20 protein-coding genes are annotated in these 21,073 nt (G+C 69.7%); 11 read left to right on the forward strand and 9 right to left on the reverse strand.

Annotated features, from left to right (window positions below; translation table 11 throughout):
* Together BLT25_RS10780 and BLT25_RS10785 are read left to right on the forward strand one after the other, a co-directional pair.
* Window positions 1-1,266 (forward strand): DUF58 domain-containing protein, encoded by a 1,266-nt coding sequence (locus BLT25_RS10780; protein ID WP_176883783.1) that lies wholly within the window; start codon window positions 1-3, stop codon window positions 1,264-1,266.
* Window positions 1,266-3,503 (forward strand): transglutaminase TgpA family protein, encoded by a 2,238-nt coding sequence (locus BLT25_RS10785; protein WP_143033713.1) that lies wholly within the window; start codon window positions 1,266-1,268, stop codon window positions 3,501-3,503. Before BLT25_RS10780 ends, BLT25_RS10785 begins: the two co-directional genes overlap by 1 nt.
* A gap of 1 nt (window position 3,504) precedes the next feature.
* Here BLT25_RS10785 and BLT25_RS10790 read toward each other — a convergent pair whose 3' ends face one another.
* A complete protein-coding gene (locus BLT25_RS10790) occupies window positions 3,505-3,870 on the reverse strand; it encodes a PPOX class F420-dependent oxidoreductase (protein ID WP_091045400.1) in 366 nt (121 codons plus the stop codon).
* A gap of 90 nt (window positions 3,871-3,960) precedes the next feature.
* Here BLT25_RS10790 and BLT25_RS10795 point away from each other — a divergent pair, with 90 nt between their 5' ends.
* Both BLT25_RS10795 and BLT25_RS10800 read left to right on the forward strand, forming a co-directional pair.
* Window positions 3,961-4,491, forward strand: coding sequence for a DinB family protein (locus BLT25_RS10795; protein WP_091045402.1), 531 nt, complete (start codon window positions 3,961-3,963; stop codon window positions 4,489-4,491).
* A 1-nt stretch (window position 4,492) separates the two neighbouring features.
* The gene (locus tag BLT25_RS10800; RefSeq protein WP_091045403.1) at window positions 4,493-4,894 is read left to right on the forward strand and encodes a VOC family protein; all 402 of its coding nucleotides are present in this window, start codon (window positions 4,493-4,495) and stop codon (window positions 4,892-4,894) included.
* A 26-nt stretch (window positions 4,895-4,920) separates the two neighbouring features.
* Here the strand turns inward: BLT25_RS10800 and BLT25_RS10805 are convergent, their stop codons facing one another.
* Window positions 4,921-6,054 carry a PucR family transcriptional regulator gene (locus BLT25_RS10805; RefSeq protein ID WP_256328541.1) on the reverse strand — a complete coding sequence of 378 codons (1,134 nt, stop codon included), beginning with the start codon at window positions 6,052-6,054 and terminating at the stop codon, window positions 4,921-4,923.
* Window positions 6,055-6,173: 119 nt separating this feature from the next.
* Between BLT25_RS10805 and BLT25_RS10810 the strand changes: the two genes are divergently transcribed.
* Both BLT25_RS10810 and BLT25_RS10815 read left to right on the forward strand, forming a co-directional pair.
* Window positions 6,174-7,334, forward strand: coding sequence for a ferredoxin reductase (locus BLT25_RS10810; RefSeq protein WP_176883786.1), 1,161 nt, complete (start codon window positions 6,174-6,176; stop codon window positions 7,332-7,334).
* A gap of 32 nt (window positions 7,335-7,366) precedes the next feature.
* Window positions 7,367-8,617, forward strand: a complete 1,251-nt coding sequence (locus BLT25_RS10815; protein ID WP_091045406.1) for a fatty acid desaturase family protein — start codon at window positions 7,367-7,369, stop codon at window positions 8,615-8,617.
* A gap of 90 nt (window positions 8,618-8,707) precedes the next feature.
* Here the strand turns inward: BLT25_RS10815 and BLT25_RS10820 are convergent, their stop codons facing one another.
* The gene (locus tag BLT25_RS10820; protein ID WP_091045408.1) at window positions 8,708-9,607 is read right to left on the reverse strand and encodes an SDR family oxidoreductase; all 900 of its coding nucleotides are present in this window, start codon (window positions 9,605-9,607) and stop codon (window positions 8,708-8,710) included.
* Window positions 9,608-9,683: 76 nt separating this feature from the next.
* On the opposite strand from BLT25_RS10820, the gene BLT25_RS10825 reads away from it, so the two are divergent.
* Together BLT25_RS10825 and BLT25_RS10830 are read left to right on the forward strand one after the other, a co-directional pair.
* Window positions 9,684-10,247 (forward strand): TetR/AcrR family transcriptional regulator, encoded by a 564-nt coding sequence (locus BLT25_RS10825; protein ID WP_091045410.1) that lies wholly within the window; start codon window positions 9,684-9,686, stop codon window positions 10,245-10,247.
* Between the two features lie 94 nt (window positions 10,248-10,341).
* A complete protein-coding gene (locus BLT25_RS10830; protein WP_143033714.1) occupies window positions 10,342-10,893 on the forward strand; it encodes a RipA family octameric membrane protein in 552 nt (183 codons plus the stop codon).
* Window positions 10,894-10,946: 53 nt separating this feature from the next.
* Here the strand turns inward: BLT25_RS10830 and BLT25_RS10835 are convergent, their stop codons facing one another.
* Window positions 10,947-11,660, reverse strand: a complete 714-nt coding sequence (locus BLT25_RS10835; protein ID WP_091045415.1) for a Type 1 glutamine amidotransferase-like domain-containing protein — start codon at window positions 11,658-11,660, stop codon at window positions 10,947-10,949.
* A gap of 74 nt (window positions 11,661-11,734) precedes the next feature.
* The gene (locus tag BLT25_RS30595) at window positions 11,735-14,800 is read right to left on the reverse strand and encodes a M4 family metallopeptidase (RefSeq protein ID WP_091045417.1); all 3,066 of its coding nucleotides are present in this window, start codon (window positions 14,798-14,800) and stop codon (window positions 11,735-11,737) included.
* A gap of 200 nt (window positions 14,801-15,000) precedes the next feature.
* Here BLT25_RS30595 and BLT25_RS10845 point away from each other — a divergent pair, with 200 nt between their 5' ends.
* Window positions 15,001-15,264: a WhiB family transcriptional regulator gene (locus BLT25_RS10845; protein ID WP_305367620.1), complete on the forward strand. Its 264-nt coding sequence runs from the start codon at window positions 15,001-15,003 to the stop codon at window positions 15,262-15,264.
* Here the strand turns inward: BLT25_RS10845 and BLT25_RS10850 are convergent.
* Window positions 15,261-16,142, reverse strand: a complete 882-nt coding sequence (locus BLT25_RS10850; RefSeq protein WP_218131302.1) for a sigma-70 family RNA polymerase sigma factor — start codon at window positions 16,140-16,142, stop codon at window positions 15,261-15,263. The two genes, BLT25_RS10845 and BLT25_RS10850, sit on opposite strands and share 4 nt — an antisense overlap.
* A gap of 136 nt (window positions 16,143-16,278) precedes the next feature.
* Between BLT25_RS10850 and BLT25_RS10855 the strand changes: the two genes are divergently transcribed.
* Window positions 16,279-16,743 (forward strand): carboxymuconolactone decarboxylase family protein, encoded by a 465-nt coding sequence (locus tag BLT25_RS10855; protein WP_256328542.1) that lies wholly within the window; start codon window positions 16,279-16,281, stop codon window positions 16,741-16,743.
* A 4-nt stretch (window positions 16,744-16,747) separates the two neighbouring features.
* Here the strand turns inward: BLT25_RS10855 and pgm are convergent, their stop codons facing one another.
* Entirely contained in the window at window positions 16,748-18,412 is a 1,665-nt protein-coding gene (gene pgm, locus BLT25_RS10860; RefSeq protein ID WP_091045425.1) for a phosphoglucomutase (alpha-D-glucose-1,6-bisphosphate-dependent), read from the reverse strand.
* A 38-nt stretch (window positions 18,413-18,450) separates the two neighbouring features.
* On the opposite strand from pgm, the gene BLT25_RS10865 reads away from it, so the two are divergent.
* Complete coding sequence (locus BLT25_RS10865) at window positions 18,451-19,242, forward strand: crotonase/enoyl-CoA hydratase family protein (protein ID WP_091045429.1); 792 nt, start codon at window positions 18,451-18,453, stop codon at window positions 19,240-19,242.
* Here the strand turns inward: BLT25_RS10865 and BLT25_RS10870 are convergent.
* Together BLT25_RS10870 and BLT25_RS10875 are read right to left on the reverse strand one after the other, a co-directional pair.
* On the reverse strand, window positions 19,224-20,036 hold the full coding sequence (locus BLT25_RS10870) for a hypothetical protein (RefSeq protein ID WP_091045432.1): 813 nt from the start codon (window positions 20,034-20,036) through the stop codon (window positions 19,224-19,226). The two genes, BLT25_RS10865 and BLT25_RS10870, sit on opposite strands and share 19 nt — an antisense overlap.
* A gap of 70 nt (window positions 20,037-20,106) precedes the next feature.
* A complete protein-coding gene (locus tag BLT25_RS10875; protein WP_091045434.1) occupies window positions 20,107-21,048 on the reverse strand; it encodes an oxidoreductase in 942 nt (313 codons plus the stop codon).
* Window positions 21,049-21,073: the final 25 nt, after the last annotated feature.

Below are 21,073 nucleotides of genomic sequence, written 5' to 3' on the forward strand. Positions count from 1 at the left end.
ATGAGCAAGGCCCGCAACCTCGTTGCTGACCTGCGGAAACGGCTCGCCCCGGTAGCGTCCGGGGCGGGTTCGGTCTACTCGTTCGTCGCCGACCGGGTCCGTCCGTGGTTCGGCACGGTGACCTCGATCGGCTGGGGCGTGCTGCTCCTCGGCGCGCTCGCCTGGGTCGCCGCGACCGCGCTCGGCTGGATCGAGGCGGCCGTGGTGGCGATGGCGGCGCTGTTCCTGGTGATCGGCGCGGCCTTCTTCATGATCGGGCGCACCCGGCTCGCGGTGGCGACCGTGGTCGAGCCGCCGCGGGTCGCGGTCGGCCAGGCGCTGACCGGCGAGCTGCGGGCCCGCAACGAGGCGCGCGGACCGCTCGTCTCGACGAGCCTGGAGTTCCCCATCGGAGCGGGTGGGGTGACGTACGACCTGCCGATGCTGCTGCCCGGTGCCGAGCACACCGAGCTCTTCGTGGTGCCCACCCAGCGCCGCGGCGTGATCGACGTCGGGCCCGTCCGGACCGTGCGCGGCGACCCGCTCGGCCTCTTCCGGCGGGTGCAGGAGTGGACCGACCGCACCGAGGTGTTCGTCCACCCCCGCACCACCCACCTCGAGCCCTTCGGGGTCGGTCTGGTCCGTGACCTCGAGGGGACCACGGCGCAGAACACCTCGATGAGCGACCTCGCCTTCCACGCCCTGCGCGAGTACGTCCCCGGCGACGACCTGCGTCACATCCACTGGCGCTCCTCGGCGCGCCACGGCCAGCTGCTGGTGCGCCAGTTCCTCGACACCCGTCGCTCCCACATCGTCGTCATCGTCGACTCCTCGCCGATGTCCTACGACTCCGAGGACGAGTACGAGACCGCGATGTCGATCGCGGGCTCGCTGCTGCGTCGCGGGATCCTGGACGAGTTCGACGTCTCGTTCGCGACCGGCGACGTGCTGATGGTGCGGGCCACCGCGGCGAACGGGGGAGGGCGCTCGGCCCTGGACGCCTGCTCCCGGGCGACCCCGCAGCCGTCCAACCTGATCGAGATCACCGCCGAGGCCGCCCGGCAGGCGCCGGACGCGTCGCTGGTGATGCTGGTGACCGGCCGCTACCCCGAGTTCGTCGCGCTGCAGCGCGCGGCCGGGCAGTTCTCGGTCGATGCCACCACCGTCGCCGTACGGGTCGACTCCTCGCAGCGCGCCGGCTTCAAGGCCGTCGCCGACCTGCCGATGATCACCCTGACCGACCTGGACCAGCTGCCGATCGTGCTGTCGAAGGGGTTGTCCGGATGATGAGTCGACACCACGCCGTCGACGGGCTCCTGCTGTTCCTCCTCGGCACCATCGCCTTCCTCGGCTTCGACGACACCTACGCCGGCTGGACCTACCTGGTCGCCGGCGTCGCCGGGCTGCTGCTCGGGATTCTCATCGCCTTCGTCGGCCGCGGACAGCCGGTGGTCGTGCTGGCCGTCGCGATGCTGGCCGCCTTCTTCGTGCTCGGTGGCGCGGTAGCGCTGCACGGGCTCGGCAACCTCTCCTTCCTCCCGGTCCCCGACACGCTCGGCACGCTCGCCGACAACTCCGTGCACGGCTGGAAGCGGCTGCTGACCACGCTCCCGCCGGTCGACGGCGGGGCGCTGCTGACGATCCCCTACATCCTCGGCCTCGTCGCCGGCTGTGTCGGCTTCGCCCTGGCGCTGCGCGTGAAGGCGGCTCTGCCGCCGGTGCTGGTCGCGTTCGCGCTGCTGGCCGGCGTGATCCTGCTCGGCGTGACGGACCCGTCCAAGACCGCCTTGCTCGGCGCGCTCTTCGGGGCGCTCGCGATCACCTGGCTCTGCATCCGTGGGATGCGGGCGCGCGCCCTCGCGGCCGGTGGCCGCCGGCTCTCGCGGACCGCCATCGGTGCCTTCCTGTGCCTGGGTGCGGCCGGGCTGGCGTTCCTCGCCGGCCCGCTGCTCCCGGGTCTCGCGCCCGAGCGCACCGTGCTGCGCGGAGAGATCGAGCCGCCCTTCAACGTCGGCCAGTACCCATCGCCCCTGGCGGGCTTCCGGGTCTACACCAAGGGCTACCAGACGCCGGAGGACGACCGCCGGCTCTACGAGAAGGACCTGTTCACCGTCTCGGGCCTGCCCGAGGGCACCCGGGTCCGGGTCGCGGCGATGGACTCCTACGACGGCACCGTCTGGCGCGCGGCCAACGACTCCGGCGAGACCGAGGGTCCCGAGGACACCTTCCAGAAGATCAGCTCGACGCTGCGCAACCCGCTCGCCGACGGCAAGCAGGTGCGCGGGACGATCACGATCGGGGAGGACTTCGGCGGCGTCTGGGTGCCGCTGCCGACCGCGCTCACGCACATCTCGTTCGACGGCCCCGACTCCGACTCGTTCCGCTACAACCTGGCGACCTCCACCGGAGTCCTTCCGTCGGCGCTGAAGCCCGGAGACTCCTACTCCTTCACCGCCTCGGTCGCCGACGAGAAGGTCGGGAAGAAGAGCGAGACCTGGTCGGGTGGGTCGCCGATCGGCGACGAGGCTGCCCAGTTCCAGGCGCTCGCCGCCGAGTACGCCGGTGGTGGTGACTCACCGATCACCAACGCGCTGGCGGTGGCCTCGAAGCTGAAGGAGGAGGGCACCTACACCGACGGGGAGCCGCCGAATCAGCAGTACCCGGCCGGTCACACGCTGCGTCGCCTCGCCGACTTCACCGCCAAGGGCGGCCAGCTCGCCGGCAACGACGAGCAGTACGCCGCGCTGATGGCGATCCTGGCCAACCAGGTCGGCGTGCCGGCCCGCGTCGTCCTGGGTGCGGTCGTCGGCTCCGACGGTGTCGTCCAGGGCAAGGACATGCACGCCTGGGTCGAGCTGAGGATGTCGGACGGGTCCTGGGCCACCCTGGACTGGTCCGAGTTCATGAACACCGAGAAGCCGCCCGAGCAGAACGCTCCCCAGCCCGAGGAGCTCGTCACCGGCAAGGTCGTCCCGCCGCCGGCGCCCGTACGCCCGCCCGCGACCTCCGGCGACCCGCTGGACGAGTCGGTCAACCAGAAGGCCAACTCACGGCCCGACGGGTTCACGCTGCCCGGCTGGCTGGTCGCCGTCTTCACGTACGTCGGCATCCCGCTGCTGCTCATCGCCGCCGTGTGCGGGGCGATCATCGGCGCCAAGATCTGGCGGCGACATCGCCGGCGGACCCGAGGGACCCCAGTCGCCCGGCTCTCCGGCGGCTGGCGCGAGACGCTCGACCACGCCCGCGACTTCGGGGTCGGGGTGCCCGCCGGGGCCACCCGCCGCGAGCAGGCATCCACGCTGTCCGCGTCTCCGGGCATGGACGGTGCGCCGGGGCTGGCGCTGCTCACCGACACCACCATGTTCGGCGAGTCCGGGCCGCAGGACGACGAGGTCGAGGCGTTCTGGGAGCAGGTCGGGACGCTTCGCTCGTCGATCTCCGACTCACGCACCAGGTGGCAGCGGATCCGGGCAGCGATCAACCCGCTCTCGCTGGTGCCGGCTCGGCTGTTCCGGAAGCCCTGAGTCAGTCTCCGAGGCCGTAGTCCCTGATCGACTCCGCGGTGATGCGAAGGATCTCGCGTGACATCCCCCGCATCGGCGGGTCCACGTCCGTGAGCGCCTCGGCCGTGCCGCGGATCTCGACCATCCGCGGCTTCCACGGGTTGGTGGAGGCGAGATCGTCGACCACGAAGGCCACCTGAGGGTGCTTCTGGGCGTTCCGGAACTTCCGGGACCTACCCATCTGGTGGCCGCCGATCAGGATCCGGTGCTCCTCGTCGATCTTGAACCCGACGGGGTTGTTCTGCAGGCCGCCGTCGGGGGCCAGGGTCGCGAGCCTGCCGAGGAGTTGGCTGCGGAGGTAGCGGAGCTGGGTGTCGGTGAACCTCATGTCCCCAGCATCGGTGCTCAAGTCGAGTTGAGGTCAAGGGTCGGAGATAGCGGAAGGCGTACGTCCGGAACCCGGCCTAGCGTGAGCGGCATGACGATCGAGATGACTCCGGTCATGGACGAGACCGGCACGATGCTCAGCACCCTCGACCGCATCCGGCGTACGTTCGCCTGGAAGTGCGGCGGCCTCACCGACGAGCAGCTGCGCCAGCGCCTGGAGCCCTCCAGGATCACGCTCGGCTGGCTCCTCAAGCACCTCGCGTTCTGCGAGGACCACTACTTCACCGCGGTCCTCGCAGACGACGGCTACCCGGATGTCTGGGCGGCCTACGGACCGGACGAGGAGGGCTGGGACTGGAAGACCGAGAACGAGGACACCGTCGATGGGCTGATGGAGCTGTGGGAGGGTGCGGTCGCCAGGTCCCGCCGGTCGATCACCGAGGCCCTCGGCAGGAACGGGATGGACACGCTGGCGACCAACCCCGAGTGGCAGCTCGAGGCCAACGCCCGCCGCTACATCGCCGACATGATCGAGGAGTACGCCCGCCACACCGGCCACGCCGACCTGATCCGCGAGTCCATCGACGGCCTCGTCGGCGAGGACCCGCGGGACGCTGCCTGAGATGGCCGGGATCAGCGGCGCCACCGGATGGATCGGCATCAACCTGGCCTGTACCGACCCACCCGCACTCGCCACCTTCTACTCGGACCTGTTCGGCTGGGAGGTCACCAGCTCCGAACCGACGTACGCCACTGTCCTCATCCGTGATCCGTCGGGCAACGGGACGCACAGCAACCTCGCCTTCGAGCTCGACCGCCACTACCGGCCGCCGGTCTGGCCGAGCGAGCCCGACGCCCAGCAGCAGATGGTCCACCTGGACATCGGAGTCACCGACCTGGCCGCGGCGGTCGACGACGCCGCCGACCTGGGTGCGCAGCTCGCAGGCTTTCAGCCCCAGGACGACGTACGCGTCATGCTCGACCCCGAGGGTCACCCCTTCTGTCTCTACCTGGATCTCGACTAGTCCCCGAGGCCCATGAGCACAGGGGTCTAGCCCAGGGCGACCGTGAGGGCGAGGAGCATCGCGGGGTCGTCCAACCGGTCCCCGTACACATCGCGCAGCTGACCCATCCGGTAGCGGACGGTCTGGGGGTGGATGAAGAGGTCGGCGGCGACCTCGTCGCGCCGGCCCTGGTGGAGGAGCCAGGAGCGGAGGGTCTCGGTGAGCTTCTCGGCGGTGGCGGGGCGCAGGTCGGCCAACGGGGCGAGGACCTGGGCGCGCAGGTCCTCGCGGGCGTCGGTGTCGGCGGAGAGGACCAGCTCGACGAGGTGCTGCTCGGTGTCGGAGCCGAGGCCCGCGCTCTGGGCGCGGCGGGCGCGCTCGTAGGAGACCCGGGCCTCACGCCAGGGCTTGGCCGGCCCGGCGACCGATCGGCGACCCTCCAGCGCCTTCATCAGGGCTCGGCGCCGGCGACCGTGTGCGTCCGGGACGAGCAGCAGGGTGTGGTCGTCGAGGTCGCGCAGGTCGTCGTGCTCGAGGGTGCCCTGGTTGACCTTGGCGAGGATGGTGCCGACCTGGGAGTTGGGGACGAGCACGGCGGTCAGCGTGCTGGGCGGGGTCCACTCGGCCCGTACGGCCGCGTCGTCGAGCTCCTCCGGGGTCGTCTCGGCCAGCAGCTTGCGGGCGAGCCGCTCGCGCAGCTGCCGGCGTACGCGGCCGGTCGTGGCACGCTCGTCGGCGTGCCCGGCCGCCGAGGCCTCCGAGATCTCGTCGATCCAGGCGAAGACCAGCGCGGAGAACTCCACCAGCATCGCCGGCGCCATGCCGCCCTCGACGGCCTTGCCCGCGAGCTCTCGCCAGGCCACGCGGGCGCCGATGCGGTAGGCGGCCAGCAGGGCCTCCATGGTGCGCCCGCTCCTGGCTTCGCCGCGACCCAGGTCGTAGGCGCCCTGGAGGGCCGGCGGGGTCGCGGCCGAGACGTCGGCAGGAAGGCTCGCGCCCGACGCGAGCGAGAGGAAGCCACCCAGCGCCACCCCCACCGCGGTGCGGATGGTCTCGCCCATGTGTCCCGAGAGCGCGTCTTGGTAGGGAGGCACCTCGGCGATGATCGCGGCGACCACGTCCTCGCCGACCTGGGGGAGCACGGCGCGGATCGAGGCGACGACCTCAGGCGTCAGATGCACGTCATAGGACGAAAGAGCGGCCACATCTCGGGAACTTTTGTTCGTCACGTATAAATCCGCCTATCAGATTCACGTCGCTAACACAGGAGTTTACCTCGATTAAGTAGCACCATGGATACATGGCTGAGATCTCTACATCCCCCGCCCTGTTCGCCCCGGGCGAGGTCAGGCGACCCGCGCTGCGGGAGAGGCTCTCCCGCAAGGTCTGGGGAGTCGCCGAGAAGATCGCCACGCCTCTGGCCCCGGCCGACTACCTGGACATGTTCAACCCGCTCCGACCCGGCGCTGACCTGCGAGGACGCGTCGTCAAGGTCACTCCGGAGACCGCCGACGCGGCCACCATCGAGATCAAGCCGGGCGCCGACTGGAACGGCCACACCCCCGGTCAGTACGTCCGCGTGGGCGTCGACGTCAACGGCGTACGCCACTGGCGGGCCTACTCCCTGACCCACGGCCCCCGCAAGGACGGCCTCATCTCGATCACCGTCAAGGCCGTGCCCGACGGCAAGGTCTCCAGCCACCTGGTGCGCCGCCTGCGCCCCGGCAAGATCGTCCACCTCGAACAGGCCGCCGGCGACTTCGTCCTGCCCAGCGACCTGCGCGGCCACAAGTTCCTGATGGTCACCGCCGGCTCCGGCGTGACCCCGGTCATCGGGATGCTGCGCAACCTCTTCCCGGTCACCGACGAGGGCGTCGTCGAGCACCAGCGGCTCGACGTCACGGTCGTGCACGTCGCCCCCAGCCGCCCCGACTCGATCTTCATCCGCAACCTCGAGTCCCTCGCCGAGGCCGGCGCGATCCGCCTCGTCACCCGCTACACCGGCACCGAGGGCCGCATCGACATCGACACCCTCACCGAGCTCGTCCCCGACCTGAGGGAGCGCAAGGCGTACGCCTGTGGTCCCGCCGGTCTCCTCGACAACCTCCAGGCCTGGTACGACGAGGCGGGCCTGCCGCTCCAGACCGAGCAGTTCCGACTGGCCACCGTGGTGACCAGCGAGGGCGGCACCGTCGCCTTCACCGGCAAGACCGTCGACGCACCTGGTGACAAGCCGATCCTCGACGCCGCCGAAGAGGCCGGCGTCCTCATGCCGAGCGGCTGCCGTATGGGCATCTGCTTCGGCTGTGTGCTCCCGATGAAGGAGGGCGCCGTCCGCGACCTCCGCAACGGCGAGCTCACCGTCGCCCGCCCGGGTGAGACCGGCCCCGACGGGGTACCCATCCAGACCTGCATCTCTGCCGCCGCCGGCGAGTGCGTCATCGACCACCCTGCCTCTTGAGGCATCCCCCACAAGACGAGAGCGAGACCGCCATGACCATCGCACCTGATGCCCCGGCCTACACCGGCCCGATCGCCCACCTGACCCGCGACGACATCGAGCAGCTCGGTCGCGAGCTCGACGCCATCCGCCAAGAGGTCATCGACACCCGCGGTGAGCGGGACGCGGCCTACATCCACAAGGTCATCAAGGTCCAGCGCTCGCTGGAGCTCGGCTCCCGTGCCGTCCTGCTCGCGAGCATCTTCCCGCCGGCGTTCGTCGTCGGCACCGTCGGTCTCTCGATCGCCAAGATCCTGGACAACATGGAGATCGGCCACAACATCATGCACGGCCAGTGGGACTGGATGCGTGACCCGAAGATCCACTCCACCGTGTGGGAGTGGGACAACGCCTCGACGAGCGAGGGGTGGAAGCACTCCCACAACGAGCTGCACCACACCTACACGAACATCGTCGGCAAGGACAACGACCTCGGCTGGGGCATCATGCGCGTCGACGAGGAGCAGCGCTGGACCCCGTCGAGCCTGTTCCAGCCCGCGATGAACTTCATCAACATGTGCATCTTCGAGTACGGGATCGCGGCCTACGATCTCGAGCTCGGCCGGGTGATCCGGCAGAAGAAGAAGGGCCGACGGCCGACGGCCGAGTGGCAGATGGCGGCTAAGCGTACGGTCGCCAAGATCCGCCGCCAGGCGTTCAAGGACTACGTCGCCCACCCGCTCGTCTCGATGGTCACCCTGTCGGGCCCGACGACGCTGCTGGCCAACGTGATCGCCAACTTCACCCGCAACGTCTGGACCCACTCGGTGATCATGTGCGGTCACTTCCCCGAGGGCGTCGAGACCTTCGAGCTCAAGGACATCCCGGAGAACGAGACCCGCGGTGAGTGGTACGTCCGGCAGATGCTCGGCTCGGCCAACATCTCCGGCTCGAAGTTCCTGCACGTCATGTCCGGCAACCTGTCCCACCAGATCGAGCACCACATCTTCCCGGACCTGCCCTCGAACCGCTACGCCGAGATCGCCCCGAAGGTCCGCGCGCTCTTCGACAAGTACGACCTCAACTATCACACCGCGCCGATGCCGCAGCAGGTCGCTTCCGCGTGGCACAAGGTCGTGCGTCTCTCGCTGCCCAACGGCTTCCTCGAGTCCACCAACGTGCGCAACGCCCCCAAGCAGGTCGTCAAGCTGGTCAAGGCGGTCCGCGGCGACACCCGCACCCGTCGCCGCCTGCTGAAGGAGTTCGAGGCGGCCGGCGCCGCCTCTGTCGGCAAGGCCATCTGAGCCGATACGACGCGATGTCCTGAGCTTGTCGAAGGGGGACGTTCTGGTCGGTTGCCTGCGGGTACCGACCAGAACGTCCCGTCGTTTTCGTCAGGCGTCGTAGGCGCCTGAGGCGATATCGTCCATCAGGGTCGGGCCCGTCGGGGTCCAGTCGAGGGTCTCGCGGGTCTTCGCGGAGCTCGCCCAGGCGTCGAGCCCGAAGAAGGTGCTGAGCCAGCCGAAGTGGGCCTCCGCCTCTGCTGGGTCGATCGAGGCGGTCGGGAGTCCGAGGCGTCGGCCGATCGCCTCGGCGATGTCCCGGGTGGGGATGCCCTCCTCGGCCGCGGCGTGCGCGCGGAAGCCTGCCGGGGCCTTCTCCAGCGCGAGCCGGACCATCCGGGCGGCGTCGGCGCGGTGCACCGCGGGCCACCGGTTCAGACCCTCGCCGATGTAGCCCGAGACGCCGTGCTGCCGGGCGATCGAGGACAGCACCGCGACGAAGCCGTGGTCGCCGCCCTCGCCGTGGACCGAGGCCGCGAAGCGCAGTGCCACGGGGCGTACGCCTTTCTCGGCGTAGCCGAGCGCGAGGTTCTCGCTGCCGCCTCGCATCGAGTCGGGGCCGTGGTTGGGGTTGGCGTCGTCCTCGGTGAAGGCCCGCCCGGTGACGTCTCCAACCAGGCCGGAGGCGAGCAGGAAGGGCTTCTGGGTGCCCTCGATCGCGTCGAGCATCGCCTCGACCGTCGCGCGCTCGGTGTGGCCGGCGCCGGCGTAGTCGGTGAAGTCGTGCTTGAAGGCCAGGTGGATCACGCCGTCGGCGGCCTTGGCCGCGGCGGCCAGGGTCTCGGGGTCGTCGAGCGAGCCGCGGTGGACCTCGGCGCCTTTCGCCTCGAGGGCGGCGGCGCTGGCGTCGGAGCGGGCCAGGCCGGTGACGGCGTATCCGTTCGCGAGCAGCTCGTCGGTGACCGCCGAGCCGATCCAGCCCGAGGCGCCGGTGATGAAGATGCTGGTCATGCTTCCTCCTATGTCAGTTACTGACATCAACCGTAGCATGTGATGTCATGAACTGACATCACGCTAGGATGAGCCCATGGCGAGATGGGAACCGGACGCACGTGGTCGGATGCTGGCCGCTGCCCTCGACCTGTTCGCCGAGAAGGGCTACGACAAGACCACCGCAGGCGACATCGCCGCCCGCGCAGGCGTCACCGAGCGCACCTTCTTCCGCCACTTCGCCGACAAGCGTGAGGTGCTCTTCGCCAACCCGAACCCGCTCGACGAGGCGGTGGTCAAGGCGATCGCCGCCGCCGACGAGCAGGAGGGCCCGTTCCAGATGGTCCTCGACGGCGTACGTGACGCGGCGGTCGGGCTCGCCGAGGCACGCAGCCGCGAGCAGGCGGCCCAGCGCGCCCGGATCGTCGAGGCGACTCCTGCGCTCCAGGAGCGTGAGCTGCTCAAGATGGCCGCGATGACGACCGCCGCGCAGGTCGCGCTCGCCGAGCGGGGCGTCGGCGAGCCGACTGCGGCGCTGGCCGCCCACACTGCCGTTGCGGTCTTCCAGGCAGCCTTCTCCCGGTGGGTGTCCGGTGCCACCGACCTCGGTCTCCCCGAGTGCGTCGACGAGGCGGCCGCCGCGCTGCGCGACCTCCGCTAGTTCACACCTCGGTCACACCTGGACCACGGTGACGGATGTCGTATGGACATCACCCGCCGGGACCGGTAGACAACTAGGCACTATGGAGAACGAGTTGATTCCCGGAGCTGCGTCGCCGACCGCGGTGCGCAGCTATGTGACCGCCAACAAGCCGAACCCGTCGGCGCTCGCCGAGGGTCTGTGGGTGCTGCCGCCCGACGTGCTCTCCAGTGGTGACCGCGCGGTCCTCTTCGACCAGTACAAGCTCTACGTCGCCGAGGCCGAGCGGCTCAGCGTGCGGCGTACGCTCACCAGCGCGTTCCTGCTGGTCCTCAACGTCGGGCTCCTGGTCGCGGGCACGGCGCTCGTGGCCAGCGCGCCCGAACGGCCCTGGATCTTCACGGTCGCCCTGATCGCCGCCCTCGGCTCGTGCCTCGGCTGGTTCTGGATCATCCGCTCCTACCGGCAGATGGCGAGTGGGAAGTACTCCGTCATCTCCCACCTCGAGAAGCAGCTCCCCGCGGCCCCCGGTGTCGCGGAGTGGTCGGCCGTCGGCCTCGGTCGCGACAGCTCGCGCTACCTGCCGATGAGCAACGTCGAGGTCTGGGCGCCCGCGCTCTTCGGGTTCTGCCACCTCGCGACGTACGCCCTGCTCTACCTGCCATAAACGCTGGTTGAGCCGCCGGAGCCGCTAGGCGGAGGCGTGTCGAAACCAACACCTCACGCGAGCGTACGAACCTTCAGCGCCGTCTCCCCGTCCGGCCCGACGGCGTAGGCGACTCCGTCGGGCCGCTCGCTGATCGCCTCGACCAGCTCGCCGTCGCGCCACAGCAAGGCGACGCCGTCATCGGCCGCGTAGCCGGCCGGCAGCGCCCCGGAGCCGACGAACCGGACGTACGTCTCGCGCCGGTCCTCCTCGCCGAGGTAGTGCGGGCAGAACGAGCCGGGGAGGAAGCCCAGTCCGTCGGGGAGCGGCGCGGTGGGGCCGAAGGAGTCGGTCGAGGACGCCCCGTACCAGCAGTTGGCCCCGGCCGAGATGCCCGCCAGGATCGTCCCGCCGGCGGCGGCCTTCTCCAGCAGAGCGGGCAGGCCGTGCAGGCGCCACACCGCGAGCAGGTTGGCGGTGGAGCCGCCGCCGACGTAGACGATGTCCTGGTCGAGCAGCTGCTCGAGGTCGTCGATCGGGAGGGCGTGGCCCTCGGGTGCCTTGTTGAAGAGTGACAGCACCTTCGCCTCGGAGCGGTCGGCGTACGCGGCGAGGAACTTGTCGTGATAGGTGTCCGCGTCCCCGCTCGCGGTGCCGATGAAGCAGACCTTGGGCCGCTCCTTGCCGGTCAGCCGGTCGAGCTCGGCATCGATGGGCGAGACGTCCCGCCCGTGCACCTCCGGCATCGAGAAGCCGCCACCGCCCATGGTCAGGATCGTTCCGCGCATGGCGTGAGTGTAGGGACAAGGAAGGCCCCGCCGGAAAGTAGTTTCCGGCGGGGCCCTCGAGTGGTGCTGGGTGCTTACCTGACCTTGACGGTCACCGTCTCGGTGATCGCCTCGTTGTTCCGGTCACCCGAGTAGACCACCTTGTAGGTGTGGGTGCCTCGCCAGGCGCGGAAGGTCGCCTCTTCGTGCTTGAGACGGAACCGGCCGATCCGGTGACCCTTCTCGTAGACGACGACCTCGCCCGAGGCGCGCTCGCCGTCGACGGTGATCTCGACCTTGCCGTGCTTGGGTGAGGTGGCGGAGATCTCCGGGACCGCCTTCTCGGTGCAGTAGCTCACCGAGACGTTGTCGACGGCCCAGCCCTCGACGCCGTTGCAGCCGTCGCGAGCCATGTCGAAGCGGAACTTCACCTTGTCCCCGGCGTCGGCGACCGCATCGAGATCGATGATCGTCGTGCCCCACTGGCCGGTGAACTTGCCGCCGTCGGTGCCCGTCCAGGCAGCCTCGCCCTGGAGGTAGCCGCTTCCGTCGGCCATCGTGGCGCCCGGTGCGTTGAAGAGGTACGCAGCCTGGTCGACGAGCGCGAAGTCGCCGCCGTTGACCGACACCTTGACGTTGCCGCCGTCCCACGTCGACTCGGTGCGTACCGAGTGGTCGAACGTGAAGCGAGGAGTCAGACCCTTGGGCACGGTGATCTCCGGCGAGATCAGGCCGTTGCGGCTGGTGATGTCACCGGCCGGGTCACCGCACTGGCCCTCGACGGGGTCGGGGCCCCATGCCGCCTTCGTCTCGTTGCCCTCGACGTCGCTCAAGGTCTCCCAGGGGTAGTCGTTGCCGGCGACCAGCGCCTCGGCGTCCTGGGTCCAACCGGTCAGGCCGTCCTCGAAGTCCTCCGTGTAGGTGGTGACCTCGTTGGTGCCCTCGCCACACAGCGCGGGGGTGTTCGGGTCGAGCATCGGACCGAAGTTGCACTGGACCGGCTCGGTGGTGAGCTCGGTGGCAGTGTTGGCCGCCACGACCGACAAGCAGTCCGTGGCAGTGATCGGCTCCAGCGCCGGAGCCTCGGCCTCGCCGCCCGGGGTCTCGCCGCCGCCGGTCTGCGGGGTCGAGGTGCCCAGGGTGAGCTTCTTGAGCGTGGTCACTCCGGTCAGGTCGGCGCACGAGGAGACCATCGCCTGGGCGTACTCGGGGAAGCCCGAGGTCGGCGTCAGGTAGTTGGTCTGGGCGTGCCAGATCAGGTTGGCAGCCTTGTCCAGACCGATGCCTGCCACGGTGGCGCCGTTGGAGGAGCCGCCGTCGACGAGCAGGGCGTAGTGGTGGTTGATGACACCGGAGTTGGTGTGTACGCCGCCGGAGTCGGTGGCGCCGTCGCAGTGGTACTCCTCGTCGGAGACCTTGGCCGGGTCGCCGTAGCAGTTCGGGTTCCACATGTCGCGGATCGCGCCGCCGAAGGCGGTCGAGTCCTCACCCATCAGCCAGCGTACGGACTCGTCCTTGGACTCGGTCGAGGCGTCCTTGATGGTGATGTTGACCGGGGCGGTGGCGTTCTTGATCTTCTGGCCGGTGGCGTAGTCGGTCGTCGCGCCGTAGATGTCGGCGTTGCCGGCGATCGAACCGATCGGCTGGCCCTCCAGGAAGCCGATCACGATGCCCTCTGCGCCGGCGGCGGACGCGTTGGCGACCTTCTGGGTGAAGGCGCAGACGCCGCGGTCGACGAAGACGAACTTGCCGGCGATGTCGGCGGCGTTGGTGAAGGCGCCACAGCCGTTGGTCGGGCTGCCGTCCGCGGGGTCGTCCTGGCCCACGACGATGTCGGAGGTCACGCCCGCGGTCGGGAAGACCGGGCCGAAGCTGGCCGCGGCGGCCGGGCAGGCGCCCGCGACGTCTGCGGGGGAGTTGATCGTCAGCTCGATCGCGCCACGCGTCGACGAGGAGCAGTGGCCGTCCGTACGGGCCACGTCGTCGGTGGTGTTCTCACGCGCGTTGATGAAGTCGACCGTGTTGCCCCACATGTCGGAGTACGCCTCGTTGAGCGCGCCCGGCTGCCACTGGTAGATCAGGCCGGAGGTGTACTCGGTGTAGGCGTGGCCCCACTCGTGCGCCACCACGTCGTCCGAGGTGACCCCGGAGCAGTAGTTGGTGGTCGCGCCGTTCCAGTTCGCGTTCGGGCACGAGATCGCCGGGTCGTTGTTGACCGTGACCATCTTCGCGCCGTTGCCGTCGTAGGAGTCGCGGCCGAAGGTGTTCTTGTAGAGCCAGTAGGACTCGCCGGTGGTGGCGACCTCGTTGGCCTGGTCCTGGTCGAGCGTGCCCGGGAAGGCGTCGTTCTCGTTCCAGACGGTCGCGTCGTCGCCGGTGTCGGGGGTGTTGTGCTTCTCGACCAGTTCGCGGTCGGTGGCCGAGTGGAGCATCGAGTAGCGGTTGACCGGCTTGCCGCTGGCGGCGTCGAGCACGATGGTCTCGCGCACGGTGGACTGGTTGGACACCTCGATCACCCAGGCGAGCAGGCTCTTGCCGCTCACGCCCTGGGCCGCGCCCATGCGGTAGATGTTGAGGTCGGCCTTGACGACCTCGACGCCGGTGGTGTCGACGGTGCTGTCGGTGTGGGCATCGGCCGGCTTCGACTTCACCAGCTCGAGCGCCTTGGCGGAGGCCTTCTCCTTCGACCACTTCGGCGTCGTGCTGAGGTCGAGGTTCGGGGCGGCGAAGCCGTTGACCGAGGTCAGGTCGCCGGACTTGTCGACGTGGGCCTTCAGGACGCCACCGAAGACCGGCACGTCGTTGTAGGCCTGCTCGAACTCGACCGTCCACCCGGCCGGGGTGGTGCTGACCTTCGACTGGTCGAGCTGGCCGGCCTCGGCACCGAAGACCGGGGCGTACTTGTCGAGATACTCGCGCGCCTTCTCGGCCGCCTCCGACTTGCTGTCGGCGGCGACGCCGGGCAGCAGGTCGCCCTTGGTGGACGCGTAGCCGATCAGGCCGGTGGCGCCCTCCTTCTTGAGCGTCACGGTCTGATCGGCATCTGCCTTGAGCTGGTCGATGCCGCTGGGATCCGGTTTCGCGGCGACCGCGGCGACCGGTGTGATCACCAGGCCGGCCGCGACGAGCGCAAGGCTGATTCCTTGCTTTCCGAGCTTCACGGGTTGCTCCTCTCGGGGTTCCGCCGCGTCGAGTCGCGGCGATTTCGCATCGTAGAGAGATTTGCGATGAAGAGGGGTGCAAACACGAATCCCGAGTCCGAAACGATTCCCCTTCGGGAGAATCTCAGGGGAGCTCCTCAGGGGAGATCTAAGGTAGTTTCCCGATGTGCGGGCCTACCTCAGGCGCAGATTCTCGAGTGGTGCCCTTGGAGATCATCCCGCCTTTGTACGCCGCCGGCCTTCCGTGCCACGGAGACGACTCTGCGTTGTGGTTCTCAGAGTCCCCCGCCGCCCTCGAGGTGGCCAAAGACCGCTGCCTCGACTGCCCGGTGATGCGTGAGTGTCTCTCCGGTGCTCTGGCCCGCTCCGAGCCGTGGGGCGTCTGGGGCGGCGAGATCGTCGAGCGCGGCCAGGTGGTCTCCCACAAGCGCGGCCGTGGCCGACCCCGCCGCCAGGCCGCCTAGGCGTGCGCTGACTCCATCCCCAGGCTCTCGGCGAGCTTCGCGACCTGGTCTGGTGCTGCGTACGCCTCGATCTCGGTGATCTTGCCGTCGACGACCGTAAAGGCCATGACGCTGTAGAGCTTCCCGTGGAAGGTGATCGCGACGCCGGCGGAGCCGTTGACCAGGGCGGCGTGGGTGACACGGTCGGCGTGCGCGTACATGACGGCGTTGCCCGCCACCTTCGCGGCGCCGCGGTAGGTGGTGATCCCGGAGCCGATGTCGGCGTGCAGGACGACGTCGGGGTGGAGGGCGCCGATCAGCCGGTCCAGGTCGCCGTCCTGGGCGGCGGCGAAGAACGCGTCGACGACCTCGCGCTGCGCGGTGACCGCCCGTTCTGGCGTACGTCCTCGGACCCTGCGCCGCGCGCGGCTCGCGAGCTGACGCGTCGAGTCCGAGGACCGGTCGAGCATCGTCGCGATCTCGTCGAAGGGCACGGCGAAGAGATCGTGGAGCACGAAGGCCAGCCGCTCGTCCGGGGAGAGCTGGTCGAGAACGACGAGGAGGGCGATGCTGACCGAGTCGGCGAGCATCGCGCGCTCGGCCGGGTCCTGGGTGGTGCCGTCGTCGAGCACGATCGTGGGTTCGGGCAGTCGATCTTCGAGCGGCTGTTCGCCGCGGGTCTTGCGCGAGCGGAGCATGTTGAGCGAGACGCGGGCCACCACCGTGGTCAGCCAGGCGCCGATGTTGTCGATCTCGTCGGCCTCGCTCCGGCTCAGCCGGAGCCAGGCGTCCTGCACGGCGTCCTCGGCCTCGGAGGTCGATCCGAGCATCCGGTACGCCACCCCGAACAGGTGCCGCCGCTCCTCCTCGAAACGCTCGGCCAGCCACTCCTGCTGCATCATCGGTCCTCTCGATCGGGGCAATCTTCCTTCACGGACCCGACCCGCGAAGCAGACCAGATGTGACAGGTTCACGGAAAGAATTCTTCTTTCCCGGATCTGTCACACCTTTCCGCCCAGCCGGGTCGGGGATGACATGAGCAACCGAATGAAGAACCCCGCCACCGTCATCCCGCAGGCCTACAAGGGCATCGGCAACCTCCTGGCCGCAGTGGCCGACGGGGGCCTTCCCGAGACCACCACCGAGCTGATCGCGATGCGCGTCAGCTCCCTCAACGGCTGCGCGGCCTGTCTCCAGGGTCACGCTGTCCGCGTCGAGGAGGTCGGCCTCCCGATCGAGAAGATCGTCGGCCTCGCCGCGTTCCGCGAGTCGCCGTTCTTCAGCGAGGCCGAGAAGGCGGCCCTCGCCCTCGCCGACGCCGTCACCCGTCTCGCCGACTCCGAGGAGGCAGTCTCCGACGAGCTCTGGCGCGAGGTCACCAAGCACTACGACGAGAAGCAGACCGCCGCCCTGATCCTCTGCATCGCCACCCACAACCTGTTCAACCGGGTCAACGTGACGGTGCGTGAGGACGCTGAGCACCCGTTCTGGACCAACTAGGAGGTCAGGCCAGGGCGGCCGAGACGACCGCCTTGGCCTCCTCCTGCACCTCGGCCAGGTGGTCCGGCCCGCGGAACGACTCGGCGTAGATCTTGTAGACGTCCTCGGTCCCCGACGGTCGGGCCGCGAACCAGGCGGACTCGGTGGTCACCTTCAGCCCGCCGATGGCCGCGCCGTTGCCGGGCGCCTCGGTGAGCTTGGCGGTGATCTCCTCGCCGGCCAGGCTCGTCGCGGTCACGGCTTCGGGGGAGAGGCCGGCGAGCTTCGCCTTCTCCTCGCGTGAGGCGGGGGCGTCGATCCGGGCGTACGCCGGCTCGCCGTCGCCCCCAGGATTCAGCTCGGCGACCAGCTCGGCATAGCGCTGCGACGGCGACTTCCCGGTGCGCGCCAGGATCTCGGAGGCGAGCAGGGCGAGGATGATGCCGTCCTTGTCGGTGGTCCACACGGTGCCGTCGAAGCGCAGGAACGAGGCGCCGGCCGACTCCTCGCCGCCGAAGCCGAACGAGCCGTCGATCAGCCCCGGCACGAACCACTTGAACCCGACCGGGACCTCGACCAGCGGCTTGTCCAGCGAGGTTGCGACCCGGTCGATCATCGAGGACGAGACCAGGGTCTTGCCGATCCGCGCGGTCGCCGGCCAGCCCGGGCGCGCGCCGCCGAAGAGGTGGTCGATCGCGACCGCGAGGAAGTGGTTGGGGTTCATCAGCCCGGCATCGCGGGTGACGATCCCGTGCCGGTCGGAGTCGGCGTCGTTGCCGGTGGCGATGTCGAACTCCGGGGTGCTCTCCAGGAAACGCACCAGCTCGGCCATCGCGCTGGGGGAGGAGCAGTCCATCCGGATCTTGCCGTCCCAGTCCAACGGCATGAACCGCCAGGTCGGGTCGATCAGCTCGTTGACCACGTTGAGGTCGATCTTGTGCCGCTCGGCGATCTCGCCCCAGTAGGCGACCGAGGCGCCGCCCAGCGGATCGGCGGCGATCCGCACCCCGGCATCGCGGATGGCGGCCAGGTCGACCACGTGGGGCAGGTCGTCGACGTAGGTGCCCAGGAAGTCGTACGCCTCGGCCTTCCGCCGCGCGGCGGCGAACGGCACCCGCTTGACGCCGGTGAGCCCGGCCCGGATCAGCTCGTTGGCGCGGGCGGCGATCACCTTGGTGGCGTCGGAGTCCGCGGGGCCGCCGTGGGGCGGGTTGTACTTGAAGCCGCCGTCGGAGGGCGGGTTGTGCGACGGGGTGACGACGATCCCGTCGGCCAGACCGGAGCCCGACAGCCGGCCCGCGTTGGCGCGAAGGATCGCGTGCGAGACCGCCGGCGTCGGCGTGTAGCCGTCGCGGTCGTCCACCAGGACGCGTACGTCATTGGCGACCAGCACCTCCAGCGCGCTCGCCCACGCGGGCTCGGAGAGGCCGTGGGTGTCGCGCCCGATGAACAGTGGCCCATCGATGCCCTGCGAGGTCCGGTAGTCGACGATCGCCTGGGTCGTGGCCAGGATGTGCGTCTCGTTGAAGGCCGACCTGAGCGAGGACCCACGATGCCCCGAGGTGCCGAAGACGACCTGCTGGGCTGGATCCTCCGGGTCCGGCTGCAGGTTGTAGTAGGAGGCGACCAGGTGAGGTACGTCGACCAGGTCGGCGGGCGTAGCGAGCGTTCCAGCGCGTGGGTCAGCCATGTGCCCCATCATGCCTACTCCCCCGTAATGTTCTCCCCATGCCCCTCGTCACCACCGAAATCAACGACGGCATCGCCCAGGTGCGTCTCAACCGCCCGGACAAGCTCAACGCGCTGACCCTCGAGCTGCTCCAGGAGCTGGTCGACACCGCCAAGGTGCTCGGCAAGAACCACGACCTGCGCGCCGTGGTCATCGCCGGTGAGGGGGACGCGTTCACCGCCGGTCTCGACTTCGCCTCGGTCCTGCGTGACCCGAAGAAGATCGTCGGCGCGTTCGTGCCGGTGCCCTTCCGCGGCACCAACCTCTTCCAGGAGTCGGTGTGGGCCTGGCGCCGGCTGCCGGTCCCGGTGATCGCGGCCGTCCACGGTCACTGCCTCGGCGGTGGCGTACAGATCGCGCTCGGCGCCGACTTCCGCATCGCCGAGCCCGACTCGCAGTGGTCGGTCCTCGAGGGCAAGTGGGGCATCATCCCCGACATGACCGGCATCCGGTCCCTCTCCGAGGTTGTCGGCATCGACACCGCCAAGAAGCTCACGATGACCGCCGAGCAGTTCTCCGGCGAGCGCGCCTACGAGCTCGGCCTGGTCACCGAGCTCTCCGCCGACCCGGTGGCGACCGCGACCGCCTTCGCCCGCAAGCTCTCCGAGCGTTCCCCCGACCAGCTCGCCGCCGCCAAGCGTCTCTTCAACGACACCTGGTACGCCCCCATCAAGCGCACCTTCTCCCGCGAGCGCATCGAGCAGCTCCGCCTCCTCTTCGGCGAGAACACCAAGATCGCCCGCGAGGCCGCCTTCAAGCGCGAGAAGCCGACCTACAAGCCCCGCCGCTGACCCTCCTCCGCCGAGGCGTCACCCGCGTCGGCCGAAGCGTCACCCCGGTCGGCCGAAGCGTCACTCGCGTCGACCGAGGCGTCATCCGATGCCTTCTCGGCCGACGTACGTGACGCCTCGACCGACGTACCTGACGTCTCGGCGTGCTTGCGGCGACGCTTGATCTCGCCCTGGGCCAGGACGAAGGCGAGGATGATGGGCCAGACGTACTTCAGGTGGTTGGCGACCCACTTCACCCATTCGGGAACCTGTACGTTCGGCAGGTCCGGCCACGGGATCGACGGCCACGGGATGCTGGGGAGGTCGGGGAGCGGCAGGTCGGGGAGGTCCGGAAGGTTCGGGAGCGGGAGGTCGATGTCCGGGAGCGAGATCCGGGCGACGATCCACGCGACGACCATCGCCGCGACGATGCCGCCGACCACGCCCGCGGCTCCGCCGAGGGTCTCGATGAGCGCATAGCGCTTGGGATGGTCGATCACCCGGCGTTCGTACGCAGCGGCCCGTGACCCCGGCTCGGGTGTGAGGTCGACGCCGCCGATGCCGGCCAGCCCGGCCAGATCCTCGCCGGGCGCGAAGTAGGTCGCCCGCCGCGGGGTGCCGAGGCCGGAGTGGATCACGAGCAGGGCGCCCTGCTCCTTGCTCTCCAGCCGGGCCCGGTCGTCGGAGGTCTTCTTGGTGAGGACCTCCTCGCCGTCGACGGTCCACACGAACGTACGGATGATCTCGCCGGTCACCTCGAGATGATGGGTGATGCCGGAGATCGTCCGCGACCAGATCTGGACCTTCTTGCTCACCCTGAAGAATCTATGAGAGGTGAGACCGGGGCGGCATCGGTCGCAGGTAGCGACCGGAGTCCGACTTTGGTCAGGGGTAGGCGATACCCGTGGTCTGCTCGGAGAGCTCCCACAGCGCCCGGGCCGCCTCCGGGTCGTGCGCCAGCCGGGTCGCTGCGACCGGCTTCGGCGCGCCGCGAGCCTCGAAGGCGTCCCCGGGCCCGACGTACGTCCCGGGCTCCAGTCCCGGGTAGGTCGCCGCCATCAGCGCAGGCCAGGCACCCGCTTCGGGAGTCTGGGCCATGGCATGGACGGCGGCCTCGCTGATGCTCGCGATCGGCGCGATCAGCCTCCTGGACGTGCCGTTCGCCATGAGACGGGTCGAGGCGAGCCCCGGGTGGGCGGCGTAGGCGGCGATGGGAAGCCCCGCCTTCTCCAGGCGCCGCTGGAGCTCGAAGGTGAAGAGCAGGTTGGCGAGCTTGGACTGCGAGTAGACGTTCCAGGGCGAATACCGCCCGACCTGCACTGTCGGGAAGCCGAGCGGCGCCTTGCGGGCCAGCTTGTGCATCATGCTCGACACAGTCACGATCCGTCCCTCGCCGCTCTCGGACAGCGGCTCGAGCAGCAGCCCGGTCAGCAGGAACGGCCCGAAGTGGTTGGTCGCCATCTGCAGGTCGAGGTCGTCCACGGTCCGCGACTGCGGCGTCGCCATCACGCCCGCGTTGTTGACCAGCAGGTGCAGCGGGCCGCCGCCGTCGAAGGTCGCCGCCGCGATCGCCTCGGCGCCGGCCCGCACCGCCTGGAGCGAGGAGAGATCGAGCGCGACCCGGTCCAGCCTGGCGCCCGGCACCTCCTCGGCCAACGCGGCGGCGGCCGCGTCGAGCTTCTCCCAGGACCGCCCCGCGAGGACCACGCGCGCCCCCGCGGCAGCGAGGCCGCGCGCGGTGAAGTAGCCGATCCCGCCCAGCGTCGGTCCGGTCACCACGGCGTTCTTGCCGGTCAGGTCAGGAATGTCGGAGGTCGTCCACGGCATGCGGCCACACTAGGCGGCCCGTCAA

The organism is Nocardioides sp. YR527, assembly GCF_900101045.1.
Taxonomy (GTDB): Bacteria; Actinomycetota; Actinomycetes; order Propionibacteriales; family Nocardioidaceae; genus Nocardioides.